The organism is Micromonospora sp. WMMD882 (assembly GCF_027497255.1).
Taxonomy (GTDB): domain Bacteria; phylum Actinomycetota; class Actinomycetes; order Mycobacteriales; family Micromonosporaceae; genus Micromonospora.
In genome coordinates this window covers 2,428,826-2,453,480 of record NZ_CP114903.1, presented here as the reverse complement: position 1 = coordinate 2,453,480, position 24,655 = coordinate 2,428,826, and the positions used below count along the sequence as shown (strand labels likewise).

The 24,655-nt window shown below is 73.3% G+C and carries 17 protein-coding genes; 8 read left to right on the top strand and 9 right to left on the bottom strand.

Annotated elements, in window-relative coordinates; all coding sequences use genetic code 11:
• Positions 1-33: 33 nt before the first annotated feature.
• The 3 genes from O7606_RS09785 to O7606_RS09775 form a co-directional block, all read right to left on the bottom strand.
• A complete protein-coding gene (locus tag O7606_RS09785; RefSeq protein ID WP_281598745.1) occupies positions 34-1,683 on the bottom strand; it encodes a glycosyltransferase in 1,650 nt (549 codons plus the stop codon).
• A complete protein-coding gene (wecB, locus tag O7606_RS09780; protein ID WP_281598744.1) occupies positions 1,680-2,765 on the bottom strand; it encodes a UDP-N-acetylglucosamine 2-epimerase (non-hydrolyzing) in 1,086 nt (361 codons plus the stop codon). Before wecB ends, O7606_RS09785 begins: the two co-directional genes overlap by 4 nt.
• Positions 2,766-3,006: 241 nt before the next feature.
• The gene (locus tag O7606_RS09775; protein ID WP_281598743.1) at positions 3,007-4,515 is read right to left on the bottom strand and encodes a PKD domain-containing protein; all 1,509 of its coding nucleotides are present in this window, start codon (positions 4,513-4,515) and stop codon (positions 3,007-3,009) included.
• Positions 4,516-4,790: 275 nt separating this feature from the next.
• Between O7606_RS09775 and O7606_RS09770 the strand changes: the two genes are divergently transcribed.
• Genes O7606_RS09770 through O7606_RS09760 form a run of 3 tightly spaced genes read left to right on the top strand, consistent with a single transcriptional unit; the run spans position 4,791 to position 9,279 of the window.
• A complete protein-coding gene (locus O7606_RS09770) occupies positions 4,791-6,416 on the top strand; it encodes a glycosyltransferase family 4 protein (protein ID WP_281598742.1) in 1,626 nt (541 codons plus the stop codon).
• On the top strand, positions 6,413-7,990 hold the full coding sequence (locus O7606_RS09765; protein WP_281598741.1) for a glycosyltransferase: 1,578 nt from the start codon (positions 6,413-6,415) through the stop codon (positions 7,988-7,990). The genes O7606_RS09770 and O7606_RS09765 overlap by 4 nt, the downstream gene beginning before the upstream one ends.
• Before the next feature lie 5 nt (positions 7,991-7,995).
• Positions 7,996-9,279, top strand: a complete 1,284-nt coding sequence (locus O7606_RS09760; protein ID WP_281598740.1) for a nucleotide sugar dehydrogenase — start codon at positions 7,996-7,998, stop codon at positions 9,277-9,279.
• Positions 9,280-9,349: 70 nt separating this feature from the next.
• Here the strand turns inward: O7606_RS09760 and O7606_RS09755 are convergent, their stop codons facing one another.
• Positions 9,350-9,886 (bottom strand): acyltransferase, encoded by a 537-nt coding sequence (locus O7606_RS09755; protein WP_281598739.1) that lies wholly within the window; start codon positions 9,884-9,886, stop codon positions 9,350-9,352.
• A gap of 213 nt (positions 9,887-10,099) precedes the next feature.
• Here O7606_RS09755 and O7606_RS09750 point away from each other — a divergent pair, with 213 nt between their 5' ends.
• Together O7606_RS09750 and O7606_RS09745 are read left to right on the top strand one after the other, a co-directional pair.
• Positions 10,100-10,756 (top strand): response regulator transcription factor, encoded by a 657-nt coding sequence (locus tag O7606_RS09750; protein ID WP_281598738.1) that lies wholly within the window; start codon positions 10,100-10,102, stop codon positions 10,754-10,756.
• A 7-nt stretch (positions 10,757-10,763) separates the two neighbouring features.
• A complete protein-coding gene (locus O7606_RS09745; protein ID WP_281598737.1) occupies positions 10,764-12,134 on the top strand; it encodes a HAMP domain-containing sensor histidine kinase in 1,371 nt (456 codons plus the stop codon).
• Positions 12,135-12,137: 3 nt separating this feature from the next.
• Here O7606_RS09745 and O7606_RS09740 read toward each other — a convergent pair whose 3' ends face one another.
• Complete coding sequence (locus tag O7606_RS09740) at positions 12,138-13,085, bottom strand: TAXI family TRAP transporter solute-binding subunit (protein ID WP_281599579.1); 948 nt, start codon at positions 13,083-13,085, stop codon at positions 12,138-12,140.
• Positions 13,086-13,253: 168 nt separating this feature from the next.
• Here O7606_RS09740 and O7606_RS09735 point away from each other — a divergent pair, with 168 nt between their 5' ends.
• Positions 13,254-14,483, top strand: coding sequence for a serine protease (locus tag O7606_RS09735; RefSeq protein WP_281598736.1), 1,230 nt, complete (start codon positions 13,254-13,256; stop codon positions 14,481-14,483).
• Between the two features lie 67 nt (positions 14,484-14,550).
• Here the strand turns inward: O7606_RS09735 and O7606_RS09730 are convergent, their stop codons facing one another.
• Both O7606_RS09730 and O7606_RS09725 read right to left on the bottom strand, forming a co-directional pair.
• A complete protein-coding gene (locus tag O7606_RS09730) occupies positions 14,551-15,225 on the bottom strand; it encodes a hypothetical protein (protein WP_281598735.1) in 675 nt (224 codons plus the stop codon).
• Positions 15,226-15,388: 163 nt separating this feature from the next.
• Entirely contained in the window at positions 15,389-17,500 is a 2,112-nt protein-coding gene (locus O7606_RS09725) for a cellulase family glycosylhydrolase (RefSeq protein ID WP_281598734.1), read from the bottom strand.
• A gap of 329 nt (positions 17,501-17,829) precedes the next feature.
• Between O7606_RS09725 and O7606_RS09720 the strand changes: the two genes are divergently transcribed.
• Both O7606_RS09720 and O7606_RS09715 read left to right on the top strand, forming a co-directional pair.
• Positions 17,830-18,999 (top strand): LacI family DNA-binding transcriptional regulator, encoded by a 1,170-nt coding sequence (locus tag O7606_RS09720; RefSeq protein WP_281598733.1) that lies wholly within the window; start codon positions 17,830-17,832, stop codon positions 18,997-18,999.
• Between the two features lie 454 nt (positions 19,000-19,453).
• The gene (locus tag O7606_RS09715; RefSeq protein ID WP_281598732.1) at positions 19,454-21,895 is read left to right on the top strand and encodes a non-reducing end alpha-L-arabinofuranosidase family hydrolase; all 2,442 of its coding nucleotides are present in this window, start codon (positions 19,454-19,456) and stop codon (positions 21,893-21,895) included.
• Positions 21,896-22,011: 116 nt separating this feature from the next.
• On the opposite strand, the gene yaaA is transcribed toward O7606_RS09715, so the two are convergent.
• Both yaaA and O7606_RS09705 read right to left on the bottom strand, forming a co-directional pair.
• Positions 22,012-22,806, bottom strand: coding sequence for a peroxide stress protein YaaA (gene yaaA, locus O7606_RS09710; RefSeq protein WP_281598731.1), 795 nt, complete (start codon positions 22,804-22,806; stop codon positions 22,012-22,014).
• 120 nt (positions 22,807-22,926) lie between these two features.
• Positions 22,927-24,633: a hypothetical protein gene (locus O7606_RS09705; protein ID WP_281598730.1), complete on the bottom strand. Its 1,707-nt coding sequence runs from the start codon at positions 24,631-24,633 to the stop codon at positions 22,927-22,929.
• Positions 24,634-24,655: the final 22 nt, after the last annotated feature.

Below are 24,655 nucleotides of genomic sequence, written 5' to 3'. Positions count from 1 at the left end.
AGCCCGGCCGGCGGACGGCGCGCCGAAGCCGGCTCAGCCCAGGAACAGCTCGTCGAAGCCGTGCCGGGTGACCGGCCAGTCCCAGGTGGCGAGGGCGTGCGCGGACGCCTCCGCGCCGACCTCCCGCCACCGCTGGTCGGTGGCGGTGGCGGCGAGGATCCGCGCGGCGGCCTCCTTCGGCGTGTCCACCACCCAGCCGTCCGGGAACAGCCCCCGGGCGCCCCGGTCGAAGAACGGCCAGTCCCGGACCACCGGCACCGCCCCGCTGGCCGCCCCCTCCACCAGCGCGCAGTGGAAGCTCTCCCGCACCGAGCTGCTGAGGATCACCCCGATGTCGGTGAGCGCGCCCGGCACGTCCGAGGTCTGGCCGGGCGTCTCCACCGCGTCGCCCAGCTCGGCCAGGTCCGCGTCGAGCAGCGCCCGGTAGCGGGCGGCGGCCGGGCTGGCCGCCGGGTCGATCAGCCCACCGACCAGCCGCAGCCGGTAGCGCGGGTCGACGGCGCGCAGCTCGCGCAGCACGTCCACCGCCCAGCGCGGATCCTTGGCGATCGCGCCGACCCCGACCACCGCCAGCCGGAACCGCGCCTCGTCGGACTTCGGCCGGACGAACCGGCGCAGGTCCATCGCGTTGGTCAACACGTGGGTACGCGGACCGCCCGGCCCATCCAGGCCGGGCAGCACCGCCCGGCCGAGCTGACGCAGGTGCTCGGAGACGAACACCAGGTCGTCGACCCGGCCGAAGGTGACCAGGTGCGGCCAGAGGCTCCACAACTCGAAACTGTGCAGCCGGACCACGATCCGGGTGTCCCCCGGGTCGACCATGGTGAACAGCACCGCCGTCGACACCGACCAGTCGACGAAGACGGTGTCCGCCCAGTCCAGGTGGGGACGCAGCCACTCCTCCACTGCCGTCCCGTACGCCGTCCCGCCGAGCAGGAGATGCTCGACCATCCGGCCGATCTGCCCGTTCATCGGCCGTCGCGCCGGGTCGGCGGCGACGTCCAGGAACCGCACCTCGACGTCGGGCCGGTCCGCGTACCGCTGGCGGATCTCGCCGAGGAAGTTGTCGTTGGCGCAGGTCGCGAAGAGCAACCGCAGCGGACGCCCGGCGGGCCGGTCGGCGGCCGGCGTGTCCCGGCCGGCGGCGGTGAGCGCGCGGGCCGCGACGCTGTCCCGCAGCGGGGCCAGGAAGCCGGTCGGGTCGGCGGAGAGCGGCGAGTCGAGCTGGTCGAAGTGCAGCACCCGGTGGAAGCCCAGCGGCATGGTCCGGGCCAGGATCCGGGCCGCGTGGGCGACCCGGCCCCGCTGGTGGAGGCGGTCGGCGACGGCGAACCCGGCCCGCCAGGTCTCGTCGAGCCGGCTGGGCGTGAGCCCGGCGTCCAGCTCGGCGCGGGTCAGGCCGGCGAGCATCCGGGCGTGCAGCCCGGCCGAGTCGAGCCGGCTGGCCACCGCCGAGGCCGACGAGGCGGCGCTGGCCGCCCGCCCCGCGCCGACCAGGCCGGCGTGCACCCGTTCGGCCAGTTTGACCCGCACGCCGTCGGGCAGGCCCGGCGCGGTCAGCGCCTGCCGCCACAGCCGTTCCGCCGCCCGGCGGCGCAGCACCCCGGGCGCGGTGGCCCGGGCCAGCGCGCCGTCGACGGTGCGGGCGGCGAGCCGGCGGGCCACCGGACGCTTGTCGCTCATGCCCGCTCGGCGAGCACCCGGACGACCCGCTCGGCGGCCCGGCCGTCGCCGTACGGGGCGCCGCGGTCGCCGGTCGGCGCGGGCCTGGTGGCCAGCGCGGCCCACTCGTCGGCGGGCAGCGCGGCCGGGTCCGGCACGAGGACGTTCCAGCCGCCTTCGAGGGTCTCCACCCACTCGGTCTCCGGACGCACCGTGGTGCACGCCCGCCCGAGCAGGTACGCCTCCTTCTGCAGGCCGCCGGAGTCGGTCACCACGCCCGTCGAGCCGAGCACCGCGGAGACCAGCCCCGCGTACGGCAGCGGCTGGCCGACGTGCACCGCGCCCTGCTGGAGCTTGATGCCGTGCTCCTCGGCCTTGGCCACCAGCCGGGGGTGGGCCAGCAGGGCGACCGGCACGCCCAGCCCGGCCAGCGCCTCGACCAGCCCGGCGAGCCGCTCCGGGCGGTCGGTGTTGTCCGGCCGGTGCAGGGTCGCCACCAGGTACGGCGCGGCCGGGTCGATCCCCTCGGGCAGGGTCGGGGCGGGGTGCTCGCCACGGGTCACCGCGTCCCGGATGCGCAGGCACACGTCGACCATCACGTCGCCGACCAGGACGGCGCGCTTGGCCAGCCCCTCGGTGGCGAGGTGCCGGACGGCCTCCTCGGTGGGGGCGAGCAGCAGGTCGGCGGCGTGGTCGGTGAGGATCCGGTTGTGCTCCTCCGGCATCCGCCGGTTGAACGAGCGCAGCCCGGCCTCCAGGTGGGCGACCTTGATGTGCTGCTTGACGGCGCTCACCGCGCCGGCCAGGGTCGAGTTGGTGTCGCCGTACACCAGCACCCAGTCCGGCTGCTCGGCGGCGAGCACCGGGTCGAGGGCGGCCAGGGTGTTGCCGGTCTGCACGCCGTGCGTGCCGGAGCCGATGCCGAGGTGCACGTCCGGGGCGGGGATGCCGAGCCCGGAGAAGAACACGTCCGACAGGTTCACGTCGTAGTGCTGCCCGGTGTGCACGATCACGTGCTCGTGCCCGGTGCCGGCGAACGCCGCGGCGATCGGTGCGAGCTTCACCAGTTGCGGGCGGGCTCCGACGACACTGACTACCTTCACGACGGTATTCTCCTGGCCTGCGGCGACATGGGTTTCCGGATCGCGCCGGTGAGTGGCGGTCCGGGTGGGAGGAGAGCGCCCGTGGGACAGCTCCCGGCGCCCACACGATACGTCACCCACCGGCCGGCCCACCGCCAAGCCCGGGCGGTCCGACGCTCCCCGGCGCCGTCCGCCCAGGCGTCGGCGCCACCGGTCAGGTCCGGAGCGTGATGCCCCGGGCCCACCCGGTACGGCGAGAGGGTCAGCGGATGACGATGGGTATCGAGAGCAACTGGTTGTCGGCGGGTAGCGCGTCCCGGTAGCCGGTGATGGTGGCCTCGGCCTGGATGGTGATCTTTCCCATGGCCAGATCTTCGCTCGTGATGGTGTAGCTGAACGCGAAGGGCGTCGACCGGCTGGCCCTCTTGACCGCCACCGCCTGGGTGAGCGCCCCGACCTGGTCGAAGCCTCCAGGGGTGCTCTTGCGCAACGAGACCCCGACGGTTTCCGGATACCGGGTGTTCCGCACGTGGACTGTGATGTCGATGGTGCGTCCCACCCGTGCTGACGTGGGGACGTCCAGGCCGACGATCGACACGTCGTGGGTCCGCACTGTCACGGCGCGCGATACCGAGGCGGTCCGGCCGTCGGGCGTCGCCACGGTGAGCCGGACCTGGTAGTCGCCGTCGGCCGCATACCGGTGGATCGGCTGGCGGTCCGTCGACGTCGTTCCGTCACCGAGGTCCCAGCGCCAGGAGGAGACCTCGTTGCCGGCGGGGTCGTGTGAGTAGTCGTAGAACCGGACGGTGTCGAAGGAGTTGGGGTCTTGCGGGCTGAAGGAGAGGTCGGCTACCGGACTCGGCGCGACGTCCAGTCGGAAGGTGACGGGGGCCGCCCCGACGCAGCACCCCTGCCCCACCTGGAACAGGTACGTCGTGCCTGCCTGTGCCGCGAACGTCAGTGATGCGGTGTACCTGCCGTCGCGGCAGCCGACCGGTGACAGATCGGTGAGCGAGGCGCCGGTGTAGGCGGCGACACCGACCCCGTACTGCTCGACGCGGGCCGTGACCGACCCACTGGTCGACGGGGTGAACGAATACCAGATCGTTCCGCCCTGGCTGAAGCAGGGGGATTCCGGCTCGCCGGCCTCCCGGCTGGCCGCCCCCAGGCTCCGGTCGTCGGAGAAGGGCAGCCTGTCGATCGCCGTCGCGTCGACGAAGTCGTCGTTGGCCGGAGGCAGGAGTTGGGTCACCGAGAAGCGCAGCGCGCCTCCGCCGTCCCCGCCGCTGCCACAGCACCGGGCGGCCATGAAGTAGTAGGTCGTCCCCGCGGTGGCCGGGAAGCTGACCATCGACTGCCCGCCGGAGTGGTCGTCGTTGCAGGCCACCAGCCCGAGGGACCCCTGGGCGCCGGTCCAGGCGGACAGCACCGTGTCGTAGCTGCTCCCGAAGGTGTCGGCCTGGACCGTCAGGTCCGTGCTCGGGGTGAAGGCGAACCAGACGGACCCGTTGCTGGAGCAGTCCCCCGGATCGTCGGGGTCCCAGGTGGCCTGACCGGTGTCGGTCGTGCTGCCGAAGGGGAGGCCGTCGATCACGGTGGCGCCGGTGAAGTCGTCGTTCGAGGGTTGGGCGGCTGCCGTGGTGGACCCGACGCCGACTGAGGCGACAGCCACCATGAGCGCCACGGCAATTCGGACGAGGCTGGTTCTTGGCATTCTCTCCCCCGTAAGGACAGTTACGGAAAGAGCGATCATCTGATCGCCAGAAATCAATATGCGAAGGGTAGCCGGGGAAGGGTTGTCGCTTTCCGTGTTCGGTCGACTACCCGACAGGGGCTGGCACTCGTCTGGGTTGCCCGGGCCCGACCGGGGCGTGCCGGGCGACGGCGACCAGGGGCGACGGGCAGGCGTACACAGCGGATCGGCGGCGGAGGGCTTGACGTAGACTCGCCGACGTTCGCGGGCTGGGCACTCGGCAGAGACGGAGACGGGCGGGCATGGGATCTGGCGACGTGGCCGGGGCGCGAAACGTCCGGGGACGGGTTGTCATGCTGGTCGACAACGGTGTCAACGGGGACTCGCGGGTGCAGAAGGCGGCCCGTTCGGCGGCCGACGCGGGCTGGGAGGTCGTCCTGCTCGGCCGCTCGCCCGGCGGGACGCCGCAGACCTGGCAGCTCGGCCGGGCCGAGGTGCGCCTGCTGCCGATGCCCGACCCGCTGGCCCGCCGCCGGCACGAGTTCCGCCGGGCCTGGCTGCGCTGGCCGCTGGCGTACCCGCCGAGCGGGATCGCCGCCCACCGCGCCCAGGCGGTGAAGGCGTGGCGGGCCGACCTGGCGGTGCGCGCCGCGCAGTTGGCCGTCGCCGACCCGGCCACCCCCCGGCTGGCGTTGCGCCGCAAGCTGCTCAAGGCCGAGGAGACGGCCGCGAAGCTCACCCGGACCTGGGTGTCGGGGCGGTACTGGATGCTCACCCGGGCCCGCAAGCGTCGCCGGTTCCGCAACCCGTGGGACCGCGCGTACACGAAGTTCTGGCAGACGGTGAAGGGGGACGGGGCCTGGCGGCGGCTGGAGCCCGGGCTCTGGGACTACGAGCTGGCCTACGGTCCGGTCGTCGACGCGCTCGCGCCCGACCTGATCCACGCCAACGACTTCCGGATGCTCGGCGTGGCCGCCCGCGCCAAGATCCGCGCCGCCGCCCGGGGCCGCGCGATCAAGGTGGTCTGGGACGCGCACGAGTTCCTGCCCGGTCTCAAGCCGTGGCAGGACAACGCCCGCTGGCTGCCCGCGCACCGGGCCCACGAGCGGGAGTACGCCCCGTACGCGGACGCGGTGATGACCGTCTCGGACGGCCTGGCCGACCTGCTGCGCCGCGAGCACCGGCTGGTCGCCGTGCCGGACGTGGTGCTCAACGCCCCGGCGGCCGACCACGGCGAGCTGGCGCCCGACGCGCCCGCCCCGGACCTGCGCGCCCTCTGCGGCGTCGGGCCGGACACCCCGCTGCTGGTCTACAGCGGGGCGGCGGCGAAGCAGCGTGGCCTGGACGTCATGGTCGACGCCCTGCCGCAGTTGCCCGGCGTGCACGTCGCCCTGGTGGTCAACAAGCCCGCCGGCCCGTACGTGAGCGGGGTGCTGGCCCGTGCGGCGAAGCTCGGCGTGGCCGACCGGGTGCACGCGCTGCCGTACGTGGCGCACTGGCAGGTGGTGCCGTTCCTGGCCGCCGCCGACGCCGGGGTGATCCCGATCCACCACTGGCCGAACCACGAGATCGCCCTGATCACCAAGTTCTTCGAGTACTCGCACGCCCGGCTGCCGATGATCGTCAGCGACGTGCGGACGATGGCCGGCACGGTCCGCGCCACCGGGCAGGGCGAGGTGTTCCGGGCCGAGGACGTCACCGACTACGTCCGCGCCGTCCGGGCGGTGCTCGCCGACCCGGAGCGCTACCGGGCCGCGTACGACCGCCCGGGGCTGCTGGAGACCTGGACCTGGGAGGCTCAGGCCCGGGTGCTGGACGGCGTCTACGCCCGGCTGCTGCCGGACCGGCCGGGCCCGCTCGACGGCGGTCCTGCCGGGTCGACCGCGGTCGGCGGCGTCGCCGCCGGGGCGACCGGGGCCGGCGGCGCGCTCCACCCGGAGGGCCCGGCGACCCGACCGGCGGTGGGAGCCGGCACGTGACCGTCCCCGCCTCCGGCGAGCGCGTCCCCGACGTGACCGTCGTCACCGCCGTCTACAACACCATGCCGTACCTGACCCGCTGCCTGACCTCCCTGGTGGAGCAGACCATCGGCCGGGACCGGCTGGAGATCGTGGCGGTCGACGACGGCTCCACCGACGGCAGCGGCCGGGAGCTGGAGCGGTTCGCGCGGCTGCACCCGGGCACGGTGAAGGTGCTGAGTCAGTCGAACTCCGGCGGCCCGGCAGGGCCGAGCAACCGCGCGCTGGACGTCGCCACCGGCCGGTACGTCTTCTTCATCGGCTCCGACGACTACCTCGGCCCGGAGGCGCTGGAACGCCTGGTCGCCGCCGCCGACCGGTGGGACGCCGACGTGGTGCTCGGCCGGATGCGCGGCGTGAACAGCCGCAACATCCACCAGGCGATCTTCGGGTCGACCCGGGAGGAGGTGGACCTGTTCACCTCCCCGCTGCCGTTCTCGCTGTCCAACACGAAACTGTTCCGGCGGGAGCTGATCGAGCGGCACAAGCTGCGCTACCCGGAGGACATGCCGGTCGGCAGCGACCAGCCGTTCACCATCGAGGCGTGCTACCGGGCGAAGCGGGTCTCGGTGCTCGCCGACTACGACTACTACTACGCGGTACGCCGGCTGAACGCCCGCAACATCACCTACGCCAGCCGGCACCTGGAGCGGCTGCGCTGCGCCGAGGCGCTGGTCGGGTTCGTGGCCGGGCTGATCGAGGAGGGGCCCCGCCGGGACGCGGTGCTGTTGCGGCACTTCGCCTGGGAGGTCGCCCGGCTGCTGGAGGACGACGTCCTCGGCCTGGACCGGGCCACCCAGGAGGCCGTGCACGCCGGCGTGCGGGCGCTGGCCGTACGGCATCTCACCGACCGGATCCGCGACGGCCTCGACATCGACGCCCGGGTCCGGCTCGGCGTGGCCCGGCACGGCGGCGTGGACGACCTGCTCGCGGTGATCCGGCAGGACGCCGAGCTGGGCGTCCCGCCGGCGGTGCGCGACGGCGACCGCTGGTACGCCGGCTATCCGGGTTTCCGCTCCCCGGAGCTGGACATCCCGGACGCCTGGTTCGACGTCACCGACCACGCGGCGGCCTGGCTGGCCCGACTCGACACCGTGTCGGTGGACTTCGAGGGCGCCCGGGCGCTCACCGTCACCGCCCGCAGCCCCCGTCCGGACCTGTCCGAGCTGACCAGCGGGGTGAAACTCGGCGCGGGCGTTACGCTCGGTACGACCACCGAGGTCGTCCCGGACGCCACCGGCACCACCGTCCGGGCCCGCATCCCGCTCGCCGGGCTGCTGGCGGACGTCGCGCCCGGCGGCGAGCTGCGGCTCGTCCAGGCGCACGTCGACGCGCTCGGCGGCACCGGTGTCGCGCCGCTGCGCGGCCCACGGCGGCCGACGCCGCGGCGGGCCGTCGTCCGGCGGGGCGCCAGCCTGCACGTCCTGACCGCCACCACGAACCACAAGGGTCAACTCGTCGTCGCCGTAGCGCCGGTCACGCCCCGCCGGCTGATGGCCCGCCTGCGGCGCAGGCTTCCACTCGGAGGAAAGTAGCAGCCATGAACATCTGCGTCGTCGCGCTCGGGAAGATCGGACTGCCGCTGGCCGTGCAGTTCGCGACGAAGGGGCACCGGGTCATCGGCGCCGACGTCTCCGAGCGGGTGGTCAACCTGGTCAACGACGGCGCGGTGCCGTTCCCCGGGGAAGCCGACCTGGACGTCAAGCTCAAGGAGGTGGTCGCCGCCGGGCTATTCTCGGCCACCACCGACACCGCCGCGGCGGTCGCCGAGAGCGAGGCCGTCGTGGTCGTCGTGCCGCTGTTCGTGGACGCCGAGGGCGTGCCGGACTTCGGCTGGATGGACGACGCGACCCGGGCCATCGCCCGGGGCCTGAAGCCGGGCACCCTGGTCAGCTACGAGACCACCCTGCCGGTCGGCACCACCCGGACCCGTTGGGCCCCGATGCTGGAGCAGGGCTCCGGGCTCACCGCCGGCGCCGACTTCCACCTGGTGTTCAGCCCGGAGCGGGTGCTGACCGGCCGGGTCTTCGCGGACCTGCGTCGCTACCCGAAGCTGGTCGGCGGCATCGACGAGGCGTCCGCCGCGCACGGCGTGCGCTTCTACGAGGCGGTGCTCGACTTCGACGAGCGCGCCGACCTGGCCCAGCCCAACGGGGTGTGGGATCTCGGCTCGGCCGAGGCGTCCGAGCTGGCCAAGCTCGCCGAGACCACCTACCGGGACGTCAACATCGGCCTGGCGAACCAGTTCGCCCGGTTCGCCGACACGGTCGGCGTCGACGTGCTCAAGGTCATCGACGCCTGCAACAGCCAGCCGTACAGCCACATCCACTCCCCGGGCATCGCGGTCGGCGGGCACTGCATCCCGATCTACCCCCGGATGTACCTGTGGAACGACCCGGCCGCCACGGTGGTCCGCTCCGCCCGCGAGGCGAACGCGGCCATGCCGGAGTACGCCGTCGACCTGCTCGCCGCCGCGTACGGTGACCTGACCGACGTCGAGGTGCTGGTGCTCGGCGCGGCCTACCGGGGCGGGGTGAAGGAGACCGCGTTCTCCGGGGTCTTCCCGACCGTCGAGGCGCTGCGCGCCCGGGGCGCTAAGCCGTACGTCTCCGACCCGATGTACACCGCCGAGGAGTTGACCGCGCACGGCCTGCCGGCGTACGCCGGCGAGCGGGTCACCGCCGCCGTGGTGCAGGCCGACCACGCCGAGTACCGCACCCTCGCCGCCACCGACCTGCCCGACGTGCGGGTGCTGGTGGACGGCCGCCGGGTCACCGACCCGGCCCGCTGGCCGGACACCCGCCGCATCGTCATCGGCGGCTGACCCCGCCCCGTCGACCCGGCCGGCTTTCCGCCGGTCGGCCGGGTCGATCAGGAGGTTCGCGCGTGGGGCGTCAGGGGCGGGTGGGTGGGGGAGTGGCGGGGTCGCGGGAGACCACCTCGCCCTTCTCGTCGACCCAGCCCTTCGGCCGGGCCGGGTTGCCGGCGACCAACTGGTACGGGGCGACGTCCCGGGTCACCACCGAGCCGGCGGCGATCATCGCGTACCGGCCGACCTCGATGCCGCAGACCAGCGTGGCGTTCGCGCCGATCGACGCGCCTCGACGTACCACGGTCGGGGTGATCTGCCAGTCCGGGTTCTGCGCCCGGGGCCGGAAGTCGTTGGTGAACACCGCGCAGGGCCCGACGAAGACCTCGTCCTCCAGGGTCACCCCCTGGTACACCGAGACGTTGTTCTGCACCTTGCAGCGGTCCCCGATCACCGCGTTGCTGTCCACGTACACGTTGCGGCCGATGACGCAGCCGGCGCCGATGGTCGCCGTGGACCGGACGTGGGCCAGGTGCCAGACCCTGGTGCCGTCGCCGATGGTCGCGCCCTCCTCCACCTCGGCGGTCGGGTGCACGAAGACCTGGTCGGTTCCTTGGCTCATGAGCTCCACTCACAGGGTTCGAAGGGGCACGTACGTGCCGGGACGACGCGCGGCCGCCCGGGGGGCCGACACGGCAAAGGGAGCATAACCGCCGTGCGGAGGGGACTCTCCGGTACGCCGGGCCCTGCCCCGGGCCCGTCCCGGGTGTCGCGGCGGAGCGCCGACGTCTGGCACCATTCGCTGACCGGAGGCTCAACGGCGGAGGGGGCGCGGGTGCGGGTCCTGCTGGTGGAGGACGACCGTCGGGTGGCGGCGGCCCTGTCGTCGGCGCTGACCCGGCGGGGGTACCGGGTGGAGCACGCGGCCACCGTGGCGGCGGCGTTGGCCGCCGCGCCGTGCGACCTGGTCCTGCTCGACCTGACCCTGCCCGACGGCGACGGCACCGAGCTCTGCCGCGAGCTGCGGCGGCGCAGCGCGCAGACCGGCATCATCGCGGTCACCGCGCGGGGCGAGGAGCGCGACCGGGTGCTCGGGCTGCGGCTCGGCGCGGACGACTACGTGGTGAAACCGTTCTCCATGGTCGAGTTGCAGGCGCGTATCGAGGCGGTGCTGCGCCGGGCCGCCCGGGCCGCCCCCGAGCCGGACCGGATCGTCGCCGGGGCGCTGGCAATCGACGTGGCCGCCCGGACGGTCACCGTCGACGGCCGACCGGTCACCCTGACCCGCAAGGAGTTCGACATCCTCGTCTCGCTGGCCCGCCAGCCCGGCACGGTGGTGCCCCGCGAGCGGATCCTGCTGGACGTCTGGGGCACCACCTGGGCCGAGCGGCACACGGTCGAGGTGCACGTCGGCTCGCTGCGCGGCAAGCTGGGCGACGCCCGGCTGGTGGAGACGGTGCGCGGGGTCGGCTACCGGCTGCGCGGCGAGTGAGGTCGGGGTGCGCCGCCGGCTGGTCGTCAGCTACCTGCTGTTGATGGCGTTGGTGCTGGTGGCGCTGGAGACGCCGCTGGCGGTGACCCTGGCCAACCGGGAGACCGACCGGGTCCGCGCCGACCGGCTCGCCGACGCCACCCGGTTCGCCTCGCTGGCCGGCCCCGCCCTGCGGGGCGGCGGCACCGGTGGTCTGGAGAACGAGCTCGACAGCTACGACGGCCTGTACGGCATCGGCGCCACGGTGGTCGACCGGGAGCTCCGTACGGTCGCGCTGTCCGCCGGCTACCACCCGTCGCCGGCGACCGAGGCGGCGGTCCGGGTCGCCCTGTCCGGGCAGCAGTACACCGGTTCGGAGGCCGTCCGGCCCTGGGTGGACGGGCCGATGGTGGTGGCGGTGCCGATCAACGACGGCGGTGAGGTGCTGGGCGCGGTGGTCACCGCCAGCCCGGTGGACGCGGTGCGCCGTACCGTCACGGCCTGGTGGCTGCTGCTCACGGTGATCGGGCTGCTCGCCGTGCTGGCCTGCGTGCTCACCGCGTTCGGGCTGGCCGGTTGGGTGCTGCGCCCGGTCACCGAGCTGGACGCGGTGACCCACGAGATCGCCGAGGGGGACCGCACCGCCCGGGTGCAGCACCGGCTCGGCCCGCCGGAGCTGCGGCGGCTCGCGGCCGGCTTCAACCACATGGCCGACGTGGTGTCCGACGTGATGGACCGGCAGCGGGCCTTCGTCGCGCACGCCAGCCACCAGCTCCGCAACCCGCTGACCGCGTTGCGGCTGCGGGTGGAGGAGCTGGGGCCGAGCCTCGTCGACGCGGAGGGCCGCGCCGAGCACCGGTTGGCGTTGGAGGAGACCGACCGGCTCGCCCAGGTGCTCGACGCGCTGCTCACCCTGGCCCGCGCCGAGCGGGAGGAGAACCGCCTGGTGACCGTGGACGCGGTGGCGACGGCCGCGTCCCGGGTGACGGCCTGGGAGCCGCTGGCCCGCCGCCGGTCGGTCACGCTGCGCCTGTCCGCGGTCCCCGGCCCCGCGTACGCGCGCACCGTCCCCACCGCCATCGACCAGGCGTTGGACGCGCTGGTCGACAACGCGGTGAAGTTCAGCGGGGCCGGCGGCACGGTGACGGTGACCGTCGAGCCGAGCGGGGACGGGGTCGCCCTGGCGGTCCGCGACGACGGTCCGGGCATGACGGAGAGCCAGCTCGACCAGGCCACCGAGCGGTTCTGGCGGGCCCCGGACGCGCAGAACGTCGACGGCGCCGGTCTCGGGTTGACCATCGTGGCGGTCCTGGTGGACGCCTCCGGCGGTCGGCTCAGCATGCGCCAGGCCCGACCCCGGGGCCTGGTCGCCGAGCTGTGGTTCCCGACCCCCTCCTGACGCTCAGGGTTTGCTGTCGCGGTACCAGCCGGCGGCCCCCGGGTGCAGGGGCAGCGGCGCGGTGACGATGGCGGAGCGGGCGCTCATCCGCCCGGCGGCGGGGTGCGCGGCGGCCAGCTCCTCCCGGCGCTGCATCAGCAGCCGGGTCACCTCCCGCACCAGGGACTCCGGCACGTCGGCGGCGACCACCAGGTAGTTCGGGTTCGCCACCGTGGTGACCGGCTCCACCCCGTACGCCGAGCTGGGGACGTCCCGGGAGACGTAGACCTCGCGGTGCTGGCGGCGCAGCGGCTCGGTCCACTCGCCCAGGTCGACCAGGCGGACGCCGATGGCGCCGGCGAGCTGTTCGATGGCCCGTACGGGCAGCCCGCCGGAGAAGAAGAACGCGTCGATCCGGCCGGCGCGCAGCGCGGACACCGAGTCGTCCAGGCCGAGCCGTTCCCGCCGTACCGACGGGCCGTTCAGCCCGGCCACGTCGAGCAGGCGGGTCGCGGTGATCCCGGTGCCGGAGCCCTCCGCGCCCACCGAGACCCGTCGGCCGCGCAGGTCCGCCACGGTACGCACCGGCGACTCCACGGTGGTGACCAGGTGCAGCAGGTCGTCGTAGACCCGGGCCACCGCCGCCACCTCGGGGTGCGCGCCCGGCTCGGCGAGCAGCACGTCGGCCTGGGTGAAGCCGAGCTCCGCCTGGCCGGACTCGACGAGCCGGACGTTCTGCGCCGACGCGGCGGTGACCACCACGCTGGCCCGTACGCCGGGCACCTCCCGGTTGAGGATGGCCGCCAGCGACTCGCCGAACGCGTGGTAGACGGCGGTGGGGCTGCCGGTGGCGATCCGGACGCGGACCGGGTCGGCCGGCTCGTCGCGGCAGGCGGACAGCGCCGGCGACAGCGCCACGGCCAGCGCCACGGCCGAGGCGCGCCGGGCGCGGCTGCGCCACCGGCGGCGGATGGGTCGGTCGCCGTTCACAGCCAGCACTGTGCGCCCCGACGCCCGGGTTGGCAACCCGTCGATCATCACACCGATCTCCAAAAAATCGATATGTTTACATCTATCGTTTAGATCGAGTATGAAGTTCAGCAGGCACGTTCCCGTGCCGGTCTCTCGGGAGGGAGCGACATGAAAACCACCCTGCGTCGTCTGCGAACGGCGGCGGTCACCATCGGCGCCTGCACGCTCGGGCTGAGCCTGCTGTCGGTGCCCGCCGCCGAGGCGTACCCGGGCCAACAGCTCACTCCGCGCTCAGAGCGGGCGGCCGAGGCGGAGCAGTTCTCGGCGGAGGGCGTCACCACCGTCGGCGAGCTGCGCACCGTCGACGGCGCGCTCTCCTACGCCCGGGACGGCCGGACCCAGGTCATCCGGCACCCCGGCGCGACCTACGTCAAGGTGCACTTCAGCTCGCTGCGGCTGGCCCCCGGCGACCACGTCACCGTGTCGAGCCCGGACGGCCGGGAGAGCCACCGGTACGACCGCCACCTGGACCGGGCGACCGGCTCGGACTACACCACCGACGGGCGACCGGGCTTCTGGGCGATGTCGGTCGACGGCGACACGGCGGTGGTGACGCTGCACAGCAGCCGGTCCTCCCGGGCCACCGTCGCCACCATCGACCGGTTCTGGCGTGGCTACGCTCCTACCGAGATCGCCCAGCACAACCTCTCGGCGCAGTCGGTGTGCGGCACCGACGCCCGGCGCGACGTGGTCTGCTACCAGAGCAGCCACCCGACCGAGTACGCCCGGGGCCGGGCGGTGGCCCGGCTGCTGATCAGCGGTGGCGGCATGTGCACCACCTGGCGGGTCGGCGACACCAACCGCATGCTGACCAACAAGCACTGCTTCTCGACGCAGGCCGCGGTCAGCGGCAGCGAGATGCAGTTCAACTACCAGTGCGCCACCTGCGGCGGGGCGAACCCCGGCGCCGGCACCAAGGTCAGCGGCGCGACCCTCTACAAGGTGAGCGCCGGCGGCTCCAGCCAACTGGACTACGCCCTGTTCTCGGTGAACAACTTCGCCAACATCCAGAGCTTCGGCACGCTCTACCTGGCGACCACCGCCACCACCACCGGCGCCCGGATGTACGTCCCGGGACACGGCGACGGCAACCCCAAGCGGCTGTCCATCTACGAGGACACCCAGGGCGGCGCGCTGTGCACCGTGCGGAACGCGAACTACAACACCTGGAACATCAGCTACAGCTGTGACACCTCCGGCGGCAACTCCGGCTCGCCGGTGCTCGACGCCAACCACCGGGTGATCGCCCTGCACCACCTCGGCGGCTGTCCGGCGAACCAGGGCGCGAAGGCCCACCTCATCTACAACGAGATCGCCAGCCTGATCGCCAACGGCTGACCTGCCACGGCGCCCAGACCCGGCGGCACTGCGGGGCCGGTGGTGGGCAGGGGACCCTTCCCGCACGTCAATCGGGGGGAAGGGTCCCCGCCCGGTCGACCGTCGGGGCGCTGACGCTGTCGAGGATGCGGGCGCGGTCGGGGCCGTCGGCGACGCTCACCACGAAGCATCCGGCGCCCGGACGGAACGCGGCCGGCACGTCCAGGACGGTGGCGCCGCGCACCAGGACGGCGGCCAGGTCCCGGTCGGTCAGGCGGACCCCGAGGATGTGTCGGCGGACGTGGCGTCCCCCGGCCAGCAGCGCGGACCGCCAGGCGGCGGCGGCCAGCCGGGCGCGCCACACCCGGCGCGGACCGGACGAGCCGGGGGCGGTTCCGCCGAGCAGCTCCCGCCGGCCCTGTCGCCAACCGGCCTCCAGCAGCAGCGTGTACGCCGCCCGCCCCGACTCGGGCACCCGCAGTCGGTGCAACTCGTACCGGCGACGCAGGCCGCCCACGCTGACCTCGTGCTCGACCGGGACCGCCAGTCGGCCGAGGAGCTGCCGCGTGCGCAGCGCGGCGTCCTCCCGGTTGAACTCCACCACGCTGCGGTACGGCTCACCGGTGCGCCGCCCCCGGCTGCCGGCGGGCAGCGGCATGCAGCGCAGCAGGCAGGCGACCTCGAACGCGTCGGCCATGGTCGGCCAGTCCAGCGGCGGCGGGTGCGCCGGCGGCCGGGGCCGGTCGAGCAGGATGGATGCCATCGCAGACCGTTTCTCCACTCGTCGGGATACCCCTTACCGTGGACGGCCGGCGGCCCGGACGGTACCGATCGGGGCAAGCCTTGAGCAAAATTTGCGTTCCGGCCGGAGGCGGGACGGGGACGCCGGGACCGTGGTCGGCCCCGACGCCCCCTGTCGTGCCGGGTCAGGCCGGAGCGCCGGTGACCGTGGCGCCGGACTTCGTCAGTCGGTACGTGGTCTTCGTGCCGCTCCAGAAGTGGAAGGTGAGGGTGACGACGCCGTCGTCGACCTCGGCGAAGAACTCGGGCTTGAGCAGGATCGTGTTGGCGGCGTAGTCGGGCTGGAAGTTGCTCCAGAACTCCTTGTACGGGGTCCAGTTGGCCGGGCCGGCGGGAGTGCCGTCGGCGTACTTCGCCTCCATGGTGGCGAGCTGGTCCCCCCGGAACTGGGTGGGAACGGCGAACGAGCCGGTGGTGCCGGTCGCCGCCGCCTGGGTCGGCGGGTCGGCGGTGATGACGTTGATCTGCCACGGGGCGCCCTGGGAGAAGTGCGCCTCGATGGTGGCGTTGACGCCGTACGCGCGGTTGCCGGCCAGCCGGGTCAGGGCCGTGCGGGTCAGCGTGAGCGTACTACCGGAGACCGTGTAGTCCGCGCCGTTGGCCAGCTCGACGCCGCCCTGCCGCAACCCCCGGAACGTCGCGCCGTTGAGGTTGAGCGTCAGTGTCCGGTTGGTGATGTCCCCGGTGCGGGGCAGGTAGACCTGGTCCGAGGAGGCGGTGGCGGAGCGGGTGGTCCAGTTCGCCTTCAACAGGGTGTGCACACCCTGGTCGCGCCACCGCAGCTCGTCGCGTACCAGGAAGGTCCCCGCGTCCCAGAGGATGGTGGTGAGCTTGCGGATCCGGGCGTGATAGCCGACCGCCTCGAAGAACTTCAGCATCTCGCCGCGCTGGATGATCCCGGGCCGGGTGTAGTCGTAGGCCAGCAACGCCCACTCTCCGACGATCACCGGGACGCCCTTGGCCACGAAGGCGTCGTGCGCCCGGGTGAAGCTGTCGACGAGGTCCTTCTCGACGTTGGCGTCGTAGTGGGTGCCGCCGGCGATGTTGACGCTGAACGGCCACCACCCGTAGAAGTGGACGGTCGCGGCGAGGTTCGGGTCGTCCAACTGGTCGATGGTCGCGGAGAGCGCGTCCAGCCGGGGTTGCTCGGAGCTGGTGTGCAGGGTGGGCAGCACGAGCAGCCGGGTGGCGTTCGTCCCGCCGGTGCGCCGGACCAGCCGGACGAACTCGGTGTTCAGCTCGTGCAGCAGGGCGTCGCTGGCGGCGTCGTCGGCGGTGCCGGTGAACTGCGGCTCGTTGATGCTCTCGAAGACCAGCTTGTCGGAGTGGCCGCGGAACGTGGCGGCGAGCTGGGTCCACAGCGCGGTGTAGCGGTTCAGCACGGTCGTCCGGTCGGTGGGGTAGGTGTTGATCCACTGCCAGGAGTCGTGGTGCAGGTTGATCATGACGTACAGGCCCTCGTCGAGGGACCAGTCGACGACCTCCCGGATCCGGTTCAACCAGGTGGGGTCGATCGTGTACGTCGGCGCGGGGCCGTGGTGGTTGCTCCAGGTCACCGGGATCCGGATGCTGTTGTACCCCTGCGAGCGGACGAACCGTAGATGTTCCCGGGTGGTCAGCGGGTTGCCCCAGGAGGTCTCGTCGGGGATGGCGTCGAACGTGTTCCCCAGACCCCAGCCGGGCTGCATAGCGGCCACCGTCGCCATCGCGTCCCCGGGCGGGGGCGTCGTCGGCGGGGGCGTCGTGGGCGGCGGGGTGGTCGGCGGCGGGGGCGTCGTGGGCGGCGGGGTGGTCGGGGACGGGGAGGCGTCGCCGGCGCAGGCGACGCCGTTGAGGGTGAACGCGGTCGGCGCGGTGTTGCTGCCCGTCCAGGAGCCGTTGAAGCCGAAGGAGACCGTCGCGTTGGTGGCGATGGCCGCGTTGTAGCTCAGGTTGGCCGCGACGGTCTGGCCGCCGGACGAGGTCACCGTCGCGTTCCACGCCTGGGTGACCCGCTGTCCGGACGGGAACGTCCAGGCCAGCCGCCAGCCGTTGACCGGCTCACCGAGGTTGGTCACGGCGACGTTGGCGGTGAAACCGCCCGGCCATTCGGCCGCGGCCGTGTACGTCACCCGGCAACCGGCGGCGGCCTGGGCGTTGACGGGAGTCGTCAGCCAGGCCAGCAACAGGGTGACGACCCCGGCGGCGACCAGGCCGAGCTGCCAGGGGGTTTTTCTTCGTGCGGTGTGCGATCTCATCAGGAAACTCCTCGCCAGGATGGCGCTCGGGCCCTCGGACCGATGGAGGCGGCGGCGCTGCCGCCCGGTCACCGGGTCAGGCGGCGTTGCCCAGCGTCGTCAGCCGAGGGTGAGGGGTGCGGCGGATGCTGCCCAGGGCATCCGCGGTGCGGTGATGAGGGCTCCCGCTGGAAACTTTCTCGAACACGAGCCGGAAACTTTCCACCCCGAACCTTACCGACTTTCTTTGATCATCGTCAATCGGCGACCGGGTCGGGTCCGGTTACGGCGCGGACCGGCTATCCTTCCCCGAAAACACGCCGGTCACTGGGATGGGACGCCGGTCACTGATGGCTCGCCCCGGCCGGGCCGACGCCCACCGACCGGCCACCCCGGTCCGGGTGGCCAGCCGACCCGCCGGCCGCCGTCCGGCCGACGAGAAGGGACCAGGGTTGACGCACGCCGAGGCGGACGAGCCGGTCACCGAGCCGGCGGCCCGGATCGGCGACCCGAGCAGACCGGTGACGATCGCGGTCATCGCCGAGTCGGCCGGGGTGTCGGTGCCCACCGTCTCCAAGGTCATCAACGGTCGTTCCGGCGTCTCCGCCGACACCCGCGCCCGGGTGGAAGTGGCGATCAGCCAGCACGGCTACCGTCGTTCGCCGCCGCCCACCCGCAACAACACCGTGGAGCTCGTCTTCGACGAGATCGCCGACATGTGGGGCCTGGAGATCATCCGGGGGGTCGAGCGGGTGGCCCGCCAGCAGCGGGTCGGCGTGGTCCTCACCGAGTTCGGTCCGCAACGCAACGCGGTCCGCTACTGGATCGACGACGCCCTCTCCCGTCGACCGGCCGGCCTGGTGACGGTGGCCCAGCTCGACGAGGAGGAGCGTGGTCGGCTGCGCGCCAGGGGAATCCCGCTCGTGGTCTTCGACCCCACCGCCGAACTCCCCGACGACGTGCCCTTCGTCGGGGCGACGAACTGGGCCGGCGGCCGGTCCGCGGCCCGCCACCTGATCGGGCTGGGGCACCGGCGGATCGCGATGATCGGTGGCCCGGAGCGGATCCTGTGCTGTCGGGCGCGACTGGACGGCTACCGCTCGGCCATGGAGGCCGCCGGCCTGCCCGACGGCGCCGATCTGATCGTGCGCGCCACGCTGACCAGGGAGGGCGGCGAGTCGGCCGCGCTCGACCTGCTGAGCCGGCCCGACCGGCCGACGGCGGTCTTCACCTGCAACGACCTCCAGGCCCTCGGTGTCTACCAGGCCGCCCGGCGGCTCGGGTTACGGATCCCGCACGAGCTGAGCGTGGTGGGCTTCGACGACCTGCCACTGGCCGGTCTGGTCGATCCGCCGCTGACCACCGTCCACCAGCCGCTCGTCGAGATGGCCGTGGCCGCCACCGAGATGGCCCTCGCCCTCGCCCGCGGCGAGCCGACCACCCGGATCGGGCTCGAACTGGCCACCACCCTCACTATCCGGGAGAGCACCGCCCCGCCCACCGTCGACGCCGGACGCTGACCGCGGCCACCGGCCGGCGCCGGAAGACAGGTCTCCGAAACTATCGGACAAAACTATCGCTTGCCATGCCTGCGAGTCTTTGTAAACCTAGATCCGTCGATCTGTGTGAGCGCTAACACAGCTGTCGACCCCGTACTGCCCGTCCCTGCGAGGAGCCCGTCCCACCGCCACCCGAGGTCACCACCACCACCACACCACCACACCACCACCGGCAGAGGCCACCACCCGGGGCCACCGCGCCGCCGCTGTCCGTCCGGGCCGGGGTTCACCACCCGCGCCCGCGTGACCACGCCGGCTTCCACCAGCCGCCGTGCGGCGGGCGGCGACCCTTCGCCGGCCGGGCCGACCGGTCCGACGTCCACCACGTGGGCCACGAGTTCGTTCCGACGCGGCCAGCCGGCGTATTCCACCCCCACCGCGACCCTGTGTCGCCCCGTCCCGTTGGAGGATCGACGTGATCTCCCGGCACCGTCCCCCCAGACGCCGACTCAGAGCGCTCTCCGTCTCCGGAGCTGTCGCGCTGTCGGCGGCCCTGCTCGTATCGTTGCTGCCCAACCTCGCGCACGCCGCCGAGAGCACCCTCGGCGCGGCGGCGGCCCAGTCCGGCCGCTACTTCGGCGCCGCCGCCACCGTGGGCAAGCTCGGCGACGGCACGTACAGCACGATCCTCAACCGCGAGTTCAACGCGATCACCGCCGAGAACGAGATGAAGATCGACGCGACCGAGCCGCAGCAGAACAACTTCACGTTCACCAACGCGGACCGGATCGTCAACCACGGCCTCAGCCGGGGCTGGAAGGTGCGCGGCCACACCCTGGCCTGGCACTCCCAGCAGCCCGGCTGGATGCAGGCCATGGAGGGCTCGGCGCTGCGTTCGGCGATGCTGAACCACGTCACCCGGGTCGCCAGCAACTACCGCGGCAAGATCTACGCCTGGGACGTGGTGAACGAGGCGTTCGAGGACGGCAACAGCGGCGCCCGCCGCAACTCCAACCTCCAGCGCACCGGCAACGACTGGATCGAGGCCGCGTTCCGCGCCGCCCGGGCCGCCGACCCGGGCGCGAAGCTCTGCTACAACGACTACAACACCGACAACTGGACCTGGGCCAAGACGCAGGCCGTCTACCGGATGGTCCAGGACTTCAAGCAGCGCGGCGTGCCGATCGACTGCGTCGGGTTCCAGTCGCACTTCAACGCCGGCTCGGCGTACAACAGCAACTACCGCACCACGCTGTCCAGCTTCGCCGCGCTCGGCGTCGACGTCCAGATCACCGAGCTGGACATCGAGGGCTCCGGCAGCACCCAGGCCAACACCTACCGCAACGTGGTCAACGACTGCCTCGCGGTGCCCCGGTGCACCGGCATCACCGTCTGGGGCGTCCGGGACTGCGACTCGTGGCGCAGCAGCGGCACCCCCCTGCTGTTCGAGTGCAACGGCAACAAGAAGCAGGCGTACACGGCCACCCTGGACGCGCTGAACAGCGCCACCCCCAACCCCACGCCCACCACGCCGGGACCGACCCCCACCACGCCGGGGCCGACCGCTCCGCCCGGCTCCGCCAGCGAGATCGTCGGCACCCAGTCGGGCCGGTGCGTCGACGTGCCCAACGCCTCCCGTACCGACGGCACCCGGGTGAACCTCTGGGACTGCAACAAGCAGACCAACCAGTCCTGGACGTACACCTCGGACAAGCAACTCCGGGTGTACGGCACCATGTGTCTGGACGCGGCCGGCACCGGCAACGGCGCGGCGGTCCAGATCTACACCTGCCACGGGCAGAGCAACCAGCAGTGGAACGTCAACTCCAACGGCACCATCAGCGGCGTGCAGTCCGGGCGCTGCCTGGACGTGTGGAGCACGGCCAACGGGGCGCAGGTCCAGTTGTACGACTGCCACGGGCAGGCCAACCAGCAGTTCCGGCTCGTCTCCCTCGGCGGTACCACCCAGCCGACGACGCCGGCGCCGACCACGCCGCCGCCGTCCACGACGTGTGACCTGCCGTCGTCGTACCGGTGGTCGTCGACCGGCGCGCTGGCGCAGCCGAAGTCCGGTTGGGTGTCGCTGAAGGACTTCACGCACGCGCCGTACAACGGCCGGCAGTTGGTCTACGCGACGACGCACGACACCGGCACGTCGTGGGGCTCGATGAACTTCGGGACGTTCGGTAACTGGAACGAGATGGGTTCGGCCAGTCAGAACACCATGCCGTTCTCGGCGGTCGCGCCGTCGTTGTTCTACTTCGCGCCGAAGAACATCTGGGTGCTGGCCTACCAGTGGGGTGGCCCGGCGTTCTCCTACCGGACCTCGACCGACCCGACGAACGTGAACAGTTGGTCGGCGCACCAGACGCTGTTCACCGGCAGCATCTCCAACTCCGGCACCGGCCCGATCGACCAGGCGCTCATCGGTGACAGCCAGAACATGTACCTGTTCTTCGCCGGGGACAACGGTCGGATCTACCGGGCGAGCATGCCGATCGGGAACTTCCCGGGCAGCTTCGGCTCGAACTACACGACGATCATGACCGACACCACGAACAACCTGTTCGAGGGCGTGCAGGTCTACAAGCTCCAGGGGCTGAACAAGTACCTGATGATCGTCGAGGCGATCGGCTCGCAGGGCCGCTACTTCCGGTCGTTCACCGCGACCAGCCTGGGCGGCAGCTGGACCCCGCAGGCCACCAGCGAGAGCAACCCGTTCGCCGGCAAGGCCAACAGCGGCGCCACCTGGACCAACGACATCAGCCACGGCGAGCTGATCCGCACCAACGCCGACCAGACCATGACCGTCAACGCCTGCAACCTGCAGATGCTGTACCAGGGCCGTTCGCCCAACTCGGGCGGCGACTACGGGCTCCTGCCGTACCGGCCGGGCCTGCTCACCCTGCAACGCTGACCGGACAAACCAGGACCGGCCCGGCTGAGCCGGTCCTGGCCGGAAGCACCACCCGGGGGCCCGACGTCGTGACCGACGTCGGGCCCCCGGCCCGTCCCGGCCGAGGACAGGCCGGGTCAGAGCGCGCCGACCACCACGTCGACGCGTCGCGCCCGGCCCGGCGCGGCGGACTGCTCCACCACCGTGTGCTTCAGGTCCCGCAGCGCGGTGACCAGCTCGGCCGCGTCGCGCGGGCGGGCCCCGGCGGTGAGCAGGTCACGCGCCAACCGACCCTTTGTCGCCTTGTTGAAGTGACTGACCACGGACCGGGTCACCACCCCGTCGACCTCCCGCTCGTGCAGCACCCGCACGGCCACCGTCCGTTCGGCAAGCGCGCCCCGGGGCGTCCAGGCCGCGGCGTAGGCGGCGGAGCGCAGGTCGAGGACCGGGCCGTCGGCCGCCGCCGACTCCATCGCCGGCCCCAACACCCCTTTCCAGTACGCGGACAGCGCCCCCAGGCCGGGCAGGACCACCCCGATCGGGCAGCGGTACGGCGGGATCCGGTCGGCGAGGCGGACCGCCCCCCACAGCCCGGAGGCGACCAGCACCTGCCGGCGGGCCGCCCGCAACGCCGCCGGGGGCAGGGTGGCCAGGTCCAACGCCTCGTACAGCACCCCGGTGTAGACGGCCCCGGCCGGCCCGGCGGCGGCGGCGCGCAGCCGCGCGTTACGGGCCAACTCGCCGCGCTGACCGTCGCCGAGCCCCAACGCCCGCATGCCCGCGTCGTCGGGCGCGACCGCGAGGTCGACAAGCGCCGCCAGCGCCGCTTCCCGGGCCGGGGTCAGCTCGGGCAGGCTGAGCCGGGTCAGGTCGAGCCGCCGCCCGGCGCGTACGTCGGCCTTCCGCTCCGAGGGCGGCAACAGAATGAGCATCGCGGAGTTCCTCGCCGAGGGTGGGTCCACGCCGACCGGGTGGAACCGGCGGCCGGTGGAGCTGGCCGGGTGAGCGTACCCGGGCCGTCCGCCGCTACGGTCGTACCGCCGAGGCCGGCGTCACGGTCGTACCGCCGAGGCCGGTCGGTACAGTCGGTATCCGCCCAGGTCGGTGACGGTGGCCGGGACGTTCCGCTCGGCCAGCAGCCCGGTCAGCCGCCGCTCGGCGGCCGAGCCGGGGCGCAGCACGTACCCGGGCCGCTCGGCGCGCCCCACCGCCCGCCAGTACGCCGGATAGCGGTTCTGCCCGGGGCCCAGCCGGTCGTCGACGACCGCGCAGACCACCTCCTCGGCGGTGTGGAAGACCAGCCGGCCGCAGGTCCAGTAGTCGCCGTAGACGTGGCGTGGGCCGTCGGCGCGCAGCGTCTCGGCGAGCCGGCGGGCCTGCCGTTCCTCGGCCCGGATGCCGGCGGCGTCGGTGACGAAGAGCCCGGTCGCCACCAGCGCCACCCCCACCAGCGCCGCCAGCGCGCCGACGGCCACCGCCCCGCCGACAGCCCGCACCCGCCCGCCGGCGGTCCCCACCGCCCCGCCGACCCGGCCACCGGGACCGGCCGGCTCGCCCCGGCTGCCCCGGCTGCCCCGGCCGGTCGGCTCGCTCCGGCTGCCCCGGCCGAACCGCGCGGCCCGGCCGGTCAAGCCGGTCACCGCCGCCGCCCAGAGCGGCCAGAGCACCGCCGGCAGCGACAGTTGGAGCACCGCCAGGTACCGGGCGCTGGCCAGCGGGTCGGACGCGGCGAGCGGGCTGCGCACGTACCCGAGCAGGGTCAGCGCCGCCGCGCCGACCAGCGCGAGGTGCGTCACCGGCCGGACCGGGTGGGCGACCCGGCGGCGCAGGGTGACCACCGCGAACCCGGCGGCGAGCGCCAGCAGCAGCGGGTAGAGCAGGCCGAACCACGCCTGCCAGCCGGCGCAGCCGCCCGGCGGGCACAGCCCGGCGGCCAGCGGCACCCCCTCGGCGAACCCGCCGCGCAACCGTTCGCCCAGCGCCGGCACCGGGCCACCGTCACCCGCGTTGACCTGCTGGAACACCTCCCACGAACGCTGGCCGGCGGGCACCGTCAGGTTGTCGTAGATCATCGGGGCGGCGCCCACGGCGAACCCGGCCAACGGCAGCGCCACCGCCCGACCGAGCAGTTCCCGGCGCAACGCGAACACCAGCACCAGCCCGGCCGCCGCCAGGTACGGCACGATCAGCCAGTCCGACCAGACCGCGACCCCGGCCAGCGCCCCGAACGCGACCCCGGCCAACCGGCGACGCCGGAGCGTGCCCTCCGCCAGCCCGACCGCGACCAGCAGCATCGCCGCCACCGCCACCTTGGCCTCCGGCCGGCCACCCACCGCCGTCAACTGGTCCCGCACCACCCGCTCCGGACCGAGCGCCAACAGCCCCACCACCAGCGCCGCGAACCAGGGCGAGCCGATCCGCCTGGTCAACCGGTACATCAGGTACACGAACAGGGCGTACAGCACGAGCAGCGGCAGCCGCAGCGCCAGCCAGGACGGCCCGGCCACCACGAACAGCGGCGCGGCCAGGTACGACTCCAGCACCCCCATGTACCGCTGCCCGTACAGGAAGACCGGATGCGCGCGACCCTGCGCGATGTGCAGGGCGACCAGCCCGAAGGTGCCCTCGTCGCTGTTCGAGCCGGGCACGTCGAGCAGGAGCAGCGCCAGCCGGTAGCCCACCCCGGCGACGCCGAGCAGCAGGGCGACCCGGGCCGGCCGGTCCAGCGCCGGCCGCCGTCGTCGCGCCCCTGTCACCATCGCCGAACGCCCCCGTCACCGT

What these genes read in the sequence shown, in the direction of transcription:
- O7606_RS09785 (WP_281598745.1), bottom strand. Translation starts at nt 1,683, where the DNA reads ATGAGCGACAAGCGTCCGGTGGCCCGCCGGCTCGCCGCCCGCACCGTC.
- O7606_RS09770 (WP_281598742.1), top strand. Translation starts at nt 4,791, where the DNA reads ATGCTGGTCGACAACGGTGTCAACGGGGACTCGCGGGTGCAGAAGGCG.
- O7606_RS09760 (WP_281598740.1), top strand. Translation starts at nt 7,996, where the DNA reads ATGAACATCTGCGTCGTCGCGCTCGGGAAGATCGGACTGCCGCTGGCC.
- O7606_RS09755 (WP_281598739.1), bottom strand. Translation starts at nt 9,886, where the DNA reads ATGAGCCAAGGAACCGACCAGGTCTTCGTGCACCCGACCGCCGAGGTG.
- O7606_RS09735 (WP_281598736.1), top strand. Translation starts at nt 13,254, where the DNA reads ATGAAAACCACCCTGCGTCGTCTGCGAACGGCGGCGGTCACCATCGGC.
- O7606_RS09730 (WP_281598735.1), bottom strand. Translation starts at nt 15,225, where the DNA reads ATGGCATCCATCCTGCTCGACCGGCCCCGGCCGCCGGCGCACCCGCCG.
- O7606_RS09725 (WP_281598734.1), bottom strand. Translation starts at nt 17,500, where the DNA reads ATGAGATCGCACACCGCACGAAGAAAAACCCCCTGGCAGCTCGGCCTG.
- O7606_RS09720 (WP_281598733.1), top strand. Translation starts at nt 17,830, where the DNA reads ATGGCTCGCCCCGGCCGGGCCGACGCCCACCGACCGGCCACCCCGGTC.
- yaaA (WP_281598731.1), bottom strand. Translation starts at nt 22,806, where the DNA reads ATGCTCATTCTGTTGCCGCCCTCGGAGCGGAAGGCCGACGTACGCGCC.
- O7606_RS09705 (WP_281598730.1), bottom strand. Translation starts at nt 24,633, where the DNA reads ATGGTGACAGGGGCGCGACGACGGCGGCCGGCGCTGGACCGGCCGGCC.